The 8,222-nt window shown below is 65.3% G+C and carries 8 protein-coding genes; 5 read left to right on the top strand and 3 right to left on the bottom strand.

All coding sequences use genetic code 11. From position 1 onward, the window contains the following. The coding region (locus ACZ60G_RS34425) for a glycosyltransferase (RefSeq protein WP_465815434.1) at positions 1 to 722 on the top strand (722 nt) is incomplete at its 5' end. Then, on the top strand, positions 722 to 2,014 hold the full coding sequence (locus tag ACZ60G_RS34420) for a glycoside hydrolase family 130 protein (protein WP_465815432.1): 1,293 nt from the start codon (positions 722 to 724) through the stop codon (positions 2,012 to 2,014). The genes ACZ60G_RS34425 and ACZ60G_RS34420, both read left to right, overlap by 1 nt. Positions 2,015 to 2,073: 59 nt before the next feature. Here the strand turns inward: ACZ60G_RS34420 and ACZ60G_RS34415 are convergent, their stop codons facing one another. From ACZ60G_RS34415 to ACZ60G_RS34405, 3 genes are all read right to left on the bottom strand, one after another. Next, a complete protein-coding gene (locus ACZ60G_RS34415) occupies positions 2,074 to 3,576 on the bottom strand; it encodes a hypothetical protein (RefSeq protein ID WP_465815430.1) in 1,503 nt (500 codons plus the stop codon). A gap of 256 nt (positions 3,577 to 3,832) precedes the next feature. Continuing rightward, positions 3,833 to 4,264 carry a D-aminoacyl-tRNA deacylase gene (dtd, locus tag ACZ60G_RS34410; protein WP_063046912.1) on the bottom strand — a complete coding sequence of 144 codons (432 nt, stop codon included), beginning with the start codon at positions 4,262 to 4,264 and terminating at the stop codon, positions 3,833 to 3,835. 45 nt (positions 4,265 to 4,309) lie between these two features. Next, positions 4,310 to 6,067 (bottom strand): hypothetical protein, encoded by a 1,758-nt coding sequence (locus ACZ60G_RS34405; RefSeq protein ID WP_465815428.1) that lies wholly within the window; start codon positions 6,065 to 6,067, stop codon positions 4,310 to 4,312. Between the two features lie 241 nt (positions 6,068 to 6,308). Here ACZ60G_RS34405 and ACZ60G_RS34400 point away from each other — a divergent pair, with 241 nt between their 5' ends. The 3 genes from ACZ60G_RS34400 to ACZ60G_RS34390 all read left to right on the top strand — a co-directional run bounded on the left by ACZ60G_RS34400 (position 6,309) and on the right by ACZ60G_RS34390 (position 8,208). After that, positions 6,309 to 7,220, top strand: a complete 912-nt coding sequence (locus tag ACZ60G_RS34400; RefSeq protein ID WP_465815426.1) for a cupin-like domain-containing protein — start codon at positions 6,309 to 6,311, stop codon at positions 7,218 to 7,220. A gap of 150 nt (positions 7,221 to 7,370) precedes the next feature. Further along, positions 7,371 to 7,685, top strand: a complete 315-nt coding sequence (locus tag ACZ60G_RS34395) for a hypothetical protein (protein ID WP_465815424.1) — start codon at positions 7,371 to 7,373, stop codon at positions 7,683 to 7,685. Between the two features lie 10 nt (positions 7,686 to 7,695). Continuing rightward, a complete protein-coding gene (locus ACZ60G_RS34390; RefSeq protein ID WP_465815422.1) occupies positions 7,696 to 8,208 on the top strand; it encodes a YbaB/EbfC family nucleoid-associated protein in 513 nt (170 codons plus the stop codon). The last annotated feature ends 14 nt before the right edge of the window (positions 8,209 to 8,222 follow it).

Raw genomic sequence — 8,222 nt, 5'->3', positions numbered from 1 at the left:
ACTGGGGCCGCGCTCTGTGGGCACTCGGCTCCGTCGTCGCCCGCAAACCCGACCTGGCACAGGTCGCGGTGGCGCACTTCACCATTGGGGCGCGAGGGCGGTCCCCATTCCCTCGGGCAATGGCCTTCGCCGCACTCGGCGCGGCCGAGGTGCTGCGCGTCCAGCCAGGAAACATCCAAGCCCGTGAACTACTGGCCGCCGCTACCGCCGCGATCGGCCCGCCGGCCCGCCGTCTGGACTGGCGCTGGCCCGAGCCGCGATTGCACTATGCCAACGCGGTGCTCGCCGAAGCGTTGCTCGCGGTCGGCACGATGCTGCCCGGCCAGGGCCGCGTCTATGCCGACGGGCTCGCGATGCTGCGCTGGCTACTAGAGATCGAAACCTCGGGTGACCACTTATCGGTCACCCCGGTCGACGGCTGGGCGACCGGCGAAACCCGGCCCGGTTTCGACCAACAACCCATCGAGGTCGCGACCCTGGCGGACGCTTGTGCCCGCGCCTATGACGACACCGGCGACCAGCACTGGAAGGATGCGGTACTGCTGTGTGAAGCGTGGTTCCGCGGCACGAACGATGTCGACACTGCCCTGATCGACCCGGTCAGCGGCGGCTGCTGCGACGGACTCGAGCACACCGGCCGCAACGAGAACCAGGGCGCCGAGTCGACACTCGCGCTGATCTCCACCCAACAGCAGGCGCGCCGACTCACGCTTGCCGGGTAGTGGCCAACTCCGCCAATCCCGTCGATCTCGTCCGGCGCAGTACCGTGGTGCTGCTGCCGGATGCCCGCAGAGTCTCGGCCAGGCTATTTCTGCCCGGCCAAGAGATTCTCGGACAAGGGATCTCGCGCGCCGAGGCCATCATCGACCGGGTGCTCGCACTCACCGATGCGGACATTCTGGCCGGCCTGGCTTCCGTGCGCCGTCGGTTCGGCGACCGCCACCGCGATATCGAGGCGACGTTCACCACGCACGCGGCGCTCGTCGAGCATCTGCTGCCGCGGAGGGGGACACTGACGCCCGCGCACAGACAGCTCATCGGCGCGTACTTCACCCAGGAGTACGCGGTCGAAGCCGCGGCGCTGTTCAATCCGTCGATCGTCGCGCACCCGGACCAAACCGGTCTGGCCGCAGGCGAACTGCGGTTCGTCATGAGCGTGCGCGCACTCGGCGAGGGGCACCTTTCGAGCATCGAATTCCGGACTGGCACAGTCGCACAACATGATTCGGTTCGCCTCGACAAGCCGTCGCCCTTTCTGGACACCGGCCGGGTCGCCGCCTCGGTGGCAGGCAACTACACCGTGAACTTCCCCGCTGATCGTCCGCTATCGGAGCGGGTGCTCTTTCCCGAGAGCCCCGACGAGAGCCGCGGCATCGAGGACGTGAGGCTGACCCGGTTCGCCGAGCGGGATGGGACGGTCGCTTACTACGGCACCTACACCGCCTTCGACGGCAGCCACATCGCGCCACGGCTGTTGCGCACCGACGATTTCGGCACGTTCGTCAGCACTCGGCTGGCCGGGTCCGGCGCCGAAGACAAAGGGATGGCACTGTTTCCGCGACGCATCGACGACCGCTACCTGATGCTCTCGCGGTGGGACCGGGAAAACATCAGTGTGGTCAGCTCGTTCGACACCCGTGTGTGGCGTGCGCCGGCCACCGTCTATCGACCGACCCAACCCTGGGAGCTGATCCAACTCGGCAACTGCGGTCCACCGATCGAGACACCCGACGGCTGGCTGGTGTTGACCCACGGCGTCGGTCCGATGCGCACGTACGGCATCGGCGCGATCCTGCTCGATCTCGACGACCCGACTCGACTCATCGGCGCACTCCGCGAGCCGCTGCTGACCCCGAACGAAGACGAACGCGACGGCTACGTTCCCAACGTCGTGTACTCGTGCGGCGCGCTCGTACACCGGAACACCCTGGTGCTGCCCTACGGTTGCGGCGACTCCGCTATCAGGTTCGTATTCGTCGACCTGTCCGCTCTGCGCCGACAGCTCATCGCTTAGATCTGTCGGCGCCGGGATCTGGGGTGGCCGATCTCGACAGGCACAAGGAGTGTAGTTCGTCAGCCCGCGCTCGATTTGCGGAAGAACAGGACGTTGTCGCCGTAGTCCGCGAGGGGAATGGCCAGGGCCGCTTGCCGAATGCCGCTGGCGGGCAGGTGGGTGAGTTTCGCGAACATATCGGTGTTGCCGAAGGCGGCGCGGACCTGGGTTTCGGACGCGTAGTCCGCGCCGTAGTCGGCCAGCGCCGCGAAGTCCAGGGGTGCCAATGGGGCATCGAGCGGGGCTTGTCCACTCGGGCGGCCGAGTGCGGCGTATTGGGTGGCCACACCGTCCTCGTATCGGCACAGCTCGTAGGACATCTTCTCGTTCGCGGTAACGCTGATCACCGGCCAGCGCGCGGAAAGGTGCTGTGCCAGTGGGTGTTTGGCGACCGGTGCGATCTCCCAGTTCAGGCTCATGACGACAACCGAACCGCCGTAGGGCTGTTCGATCAGCACTACGTCATCGCCGAGGGATTCGACCGAATTCAGCTCGGGATCGAAGGTATGCCAGTGGGTTTCGTGTGCGCCGCGTACGGCCGAGCGATCAACCTGGCGCGCGTTGTCGGTGGCGTAGGCCGCGATGATCGCGGCGCGAACCTGGGCGACGGCGTCGCGTGCGCTGCAGCGGACACTCAATGCGCCGAAGGTCGCACCGATTTCCACCGGCCGAGACGGCGGATCGGGGAGGGCGCCCGCGGCCAGCGGCTTCAGGCCGACCAAAGCGAGCTTCCAGTTGATCTCCTCGATCGTGGCGAGATCGCCGGAGGTTTGGTACAGAATCTGCTGCTGCGTCAGATGTCCCGCGCGCTGCAAGGTCCGGGCTTCGAGTTTGGTCAGCGCGGTGAAGGTCTTGTTGGTGAGATCGATGTCCTCGATCCGGGTTTCGCGCAGCCGCGCCGTCATCTCCGGTGAGGTCAGTGCGGCATATCGCTCGCGGTACATCGCCACGGCCTGTTTGCGCTGGCGGCCGACCATCAGCGTGCGCAGCAGCATGTTCAGACTGGCGAGATATTTTCCGGACTGCTCCGGATTCGCCGCGAACAGCGCGCTGCGGATGCGCACGGCGTCCTCGCTGGCGGCGACGGCGGCCTTCGGGTCCAGGCGGCACAACCAGACGCCGCATTTCGAGAGCCCGTCCGCGCAGACCGCGGCCACCTGCGGATGCGTCCGCGACACTTGGCGATAGGTATGGCAGGCATTGCGGATGGTGCTCGCCGCCAGCTCCCGATGGCCGATGTGCCGGGTCGCCTGCTCGAAGACGCGTAGCGCATCCTGGACTTCGCCCGCGAACTCGGCGGTCACGCGACCGGCGGCGAGCCAGTGCAGCCGGATGCCGACGGACTCCTGCGATGGCGCCAGCGCCTCGGCGGTCCGGTCCCTGCCGGGGCCGTTCTTGGTCGCGACCAGGCCTTTTGCGAGGTCACACAACGACGATGCCAGACGCAATTCGTTCTCGACCGTCCGGTCGATCGCTGCTCGGCGATCCTCGGCTACCCGACGCTCGAGTGCACTCAGATCCATCGCGACCTCAACTCCCGCTTCACCTTCCGCGTCACGGTCGTCGAGCGGCCGCATTCTGCTCGACCGAGTTTGCCATAGAAATGGCCGGAATGAGCAGGCAATCAACCGGCGACCGGTGCCGCCGCGATCGACCTGTTGACAGCCATGGCAACCGCGCTTGCGGACGCGATGGCTGTTCCGCGTGGTTGTTGAGTGTAGCCGAGCGAACCAGCGGTGCGCGAAGTTGTCAGGGGTGGTTGCACTCGGGCGGTTGTGTTCAGCCCTCCAGCAGCAGTGTCACGGGACCATCGTTGACGAGTTCGACATGCATATGCGCGCCGAACCGTCCGGTGGCGACGGTTGCGCCCAGCTCACGCAGTGCTTGCGCGAAGGTCTCGACCAGCGGTTCGGCGATGGGGCCGGGCGCGGCGGCGGACCAGGACGGCCGCCGCCCCTTGGCGGTATCGGCGTAGAGGGTGAACTGGCTGACCACGAGAATGGGCGCATCCAGATCCGCGGCCGCGCGTTCCCCCTCCAGGATTCGCAACCGCCACACCTTGTCCGCTAATGCCTTCGCGGTGGATTCCGTGTCCTCATGCGTCACTCCGACCAGGGTGACCAGGCCCTGCGGGTTCGGTTCGATCCGGCCCACGGTCTGTCCGTCGACGGTCACTTGGGCGGCGGATACGCGCTGCACCAGTACTCGCATGCGTCGATCCTTGCACCCGGGTGATTGCGGGTGCACCGGCCGCCCTCAGGTCTCGTCCGGGTCGTCCGGCGTCTCGGCTTCGGCGATCGGGCGTGCTTCTTCGGTGTGTGAGGACGCCACGTCGCGCAAGATCGCCGGGTCGATCGCGAGGTCATCCGGCGGCGTGCGATCCATCGACGGGATCGGCGTATCACGAACTGCCAGAAAGGTATCGAGGAGGGCCAGTGCGTCGGGCGTGAGGCCGGGACCGGCGGACGACAGTTCGTCCTGCAGGATTTCCAGCCCGGATGCCGCCTCGATACCGGGCGATGTGGGATCGACCCGCCGCCAGTGCACCGCGACCGTCCAGGACGGGTCACCACAGGTCCACGCCCAGATGACATCGCGAACGACCTTGTGCCGCAGCGTGTATACGCGAAAGTGCTCCGACGCGGATCCGGCCCGGTGCTCGATTTCATAGACCCATTCGTGGCGGCGCGTTTGGATGTAGGTCTCGTCCGCGCGTGCGACGACCAGGAACGGGTCATCCGGGTCGGCGGCGGCGACCACGAAGTCCTCGAGCAGTGCGGGGGTGAGGTAGGGCAGTGATCGGCTGTCACCGACGGTCACGCGGACGTCGATGTGGCCGCGCGGGTCGTAGAGGTGGCCCGTCTCGACGTCCAGCACGGCGAGGTCGCGATCCTTGGTGAGTTCCAGTACGGCGAGCAGGTGCCGACCCCGGTTCGGTCCCCAGGTGCGCAATACCGCTCCGCGCGAATCCGCAACGGCGGCAACGAATCCGACCGCGCCGCCGTTGCGGTCGATCTCGGCGACGAGGTCGTCGACGGCGGGTGGGGTCGCACTGCCGTCCGGGGCGGTGCACATGTGCCGGTACTGCTCCATCGCATCGAGCGCGGTATCGACCGCGTCGGCGGGCACCACCGCGAACTCACAGGTCACCGCGAGGCTGGTCAGTAGTGCCTCGAACTCGGGGGTCGGGCGCACCTCGACATTGTGATCGGGATCGATCTCGGTGATGGCGGCCAAGCCGATCTCCCCGTCCCGCCACCAGTAGACCGCCGGGCTGATCGGCTGCGGTTCGCTGCGGTAGGTGTTGGCGGCTACCTTGCCCAGCAGAATCATCGCCGTCAGCGCATTGGGCCCGACAATGGGATGCGCGTAGATGTTGCCCTCGTGCGAGATGACGAAAAGTGCTCCGTACGTGCCGATCACCGGATAGTCGCCGAGCCACTTCGAGTGGGCGCTCGCGGAGTCCGACCCGCTCAGAATGGCGAAATGCGCATCGTTGTAGTTCCGCCATTCGATCGCCAGGCGGTCGGCGGCACGAGTGTTCGCCTCGGCCAGTCCGAAGAGCTCGGTGGTGTCGATCTGCCAGTGGGCGAGCTGGTCGGAAGTGACGGCCTCGGCGGTGCGGAGTTGCTCGATCACCACCACTTGAATGATGCCCGGCGCGACGTAGTGCCCGACAATGTCGATACCCGCGATGGTGTCCGACGACGCGAACCGTGTCTTGAGAAATCCGCGCACTGTTGTGAATTCGTCGGTATCGAGCGGATCGGTGTAATCCAGATCGACTTGCGCCAGGAACGTTTCGACATGATCCGCGATGAGCGCGGGCCACTGATCGAATGGCTTCTCGTTCAGCCTGCGCCGCAAGTTGTCAAGCCACAGGAAATGTGGTCCGTCCCCGCGTGGGCCCACCAACTGCACCTCGTCGGGTTCAGTTGCCCGACACGAATACCCCATATGTTCAGCCGCCACGGTCACCAGCGAAATCAATGGGTCCGAAGGCAAGTCGGCCACGACATCTCCTGAAATCGGCGTCTCCTCGACCCTAGGCGAGCGCCTCGTTCCCGTTGTTGCCGTCCGTGGGAGGCCTACCTGCTCGGGTCGTGAGTTGCGTCGCAATCTTCCCAGTAGTGGGCACGGTTCGGGACGGTAGACTCGAGGTTGTCGATAGGGTCGGGATCACGGCGCAGTGAGGGTTGCTTCGAGCAACCGAAAGTCAAAGCAGTGCACCAATTCTCTTAGAAGACACGGGGATATGACTAAGGGTTACGATGAGAGGCCGGTCACGCTGGCTCCTATTTTCCTAGCCAGTTTCGTACTGTGGGCCGGTCGGAGTGTTCGCGATGTACTGAATCGGTCGACGGGTGGGCAGCAAGGGCTGGTCGTACCCGATCGGGATTTCCAACTCGAGGCCGTCTTCGATAAACAGACTCCGGTTGTATTCCGCGGTGTCGCAACAACTTGGCCGGTATTCGAGGATTTTCAGCCGGAAGCGCTGCGCGAGAAATACGGCGACCAGAAGGTCGCCGCGCTGACCAGTGCGACCAACGTGTTCACACAGGAGACGTCGCCGGTCGAGGTGCTCGAATACCGCGATGTCATGGCAGCGGTTTTCGACGAGCCGAAGCCGGGCAAGAACTACTACTCGCGTGCCGCCGCCGACCCACAGCCGCTCGCTGATCAGCTGCCCGCGCGGGTCGGCACCCGGCAGCAGAGCCCGGCGGCGAGCAGTGTGTGGATCGGCCAGCAGGGCAATCTGACTCCGCTGCACAATGATCCATGGCACGGCCTGCTGATTCAGCTGCACGGCCGCAAGCGGGTCCGGCTGTTTCCGCCGAATGAGTACAGCAATGTGTACGGCCGGATTCCGATGAAGGTTTCGGACCCCTACACCGGACTCCCCGACGAGTTCGACCCGGATGTGAGCAGCTTCGAGAAGCTGCGGGACGCGTCCTGCTACGACGTGGTCCTCGAGACCGGCGACATCCTCTACATCCCGATGTTCTGGTGGCACCAGGTCGAATCCGTGGATCCCGCGATTTCGTATGTCGCGCGGTACAACCCGAGCTACTTCGAGTTCATGAAGGCGGCCTTCTTCCCGATGGCGGTGCGCGGTGTGCTGCGCATCGTCGACGGCATCGTGGGCAGGTTCCGCAAGCCGAAGTGACCGCGAACCGCGGTCGGTGGGCGCTGTAACTGGCGCGGCACTTGCCGTTCATGTTCGAGCTACTGGTGAGTTGCCAAGCGCTGTCATCGTCGAATCAGAGGATCCGATGGTGATGGGTGCGGGTAACCGCTGGAGCTCGAGGAGTACGCGATGTCGGACAAGTTGAGGCACGACGCGGATCTGTTCGAGAAGGCCGCGGAGCGGACCAGCGCCGTTCGGGATCGAGTGAATGGCGTGCTCAGCACGTTGGATGCCGCGCTCGCCGGCCGCGGTGCGCCGTGGGGGAACGACAAACTGGGACGCCAGTTCGCCGAGGGCCCCGACGGATACAAGGTCGCGCGCGACCAGATGACCGGGAATATCAAGACCACGGCAACGAATTTCGACAACTTCTACACCGGTCAGACCAAGACCGCCAAGGAACTGCGGCGGATGGACCAGTCCAACGGCGACGGCTTCCGGTGAGTTGTAGCTCATGACAAACGAATTCGCCAAGGCCGAGATGGCGGCAGTGCTCGATGAAGTCCAGCAACAGTTCCGGGCGATCGCACAGGTGCAGCAGCAACGTGCCGAACTGACCGCGAGCGCCACCGTGCGCAAGCGGATCACGGTCACCGTGAATGCCGACGGCACCATTATCGAAACCAAATTCGGCTCCGGCATCGACGAATTGAGCTACGTCGAGATCGCGAAGGCGGTGACCGAAGCGGCGCAGAAGGCGACCGCCGAGGTGATGCGCAAGGCGCAGGAGCTGATGACGCCCCTGCACGACCGTCGTGCGCGACTGCCGAAACTGTCGGACCTGATCGAGGGCATGCCCGACCTGAGCGCCGAAATGCCGAAAGCGCCGAAGGTTTCGCTTGCGCCGCCGAATTCCGAAGAGCGCCAATCGGTTTCCGACGATAGCGTGCCGATGGAATTCAGCAATGTCGAGGTCGTCTCGCGTCAATCGGCCACGGACCGCGGAGTCACCGATTCCAGCTGGTGACCGAGGGTGAGCGC

It is taken from the genome of Nocardia sp. NPDC102475 (assembly GCF_055584605.1).
The sequence above is the reverse complement of the archived record's forward strand: the minus strand, read 5'-3'. Positions and strand labels throughout refer to the sequence as shown.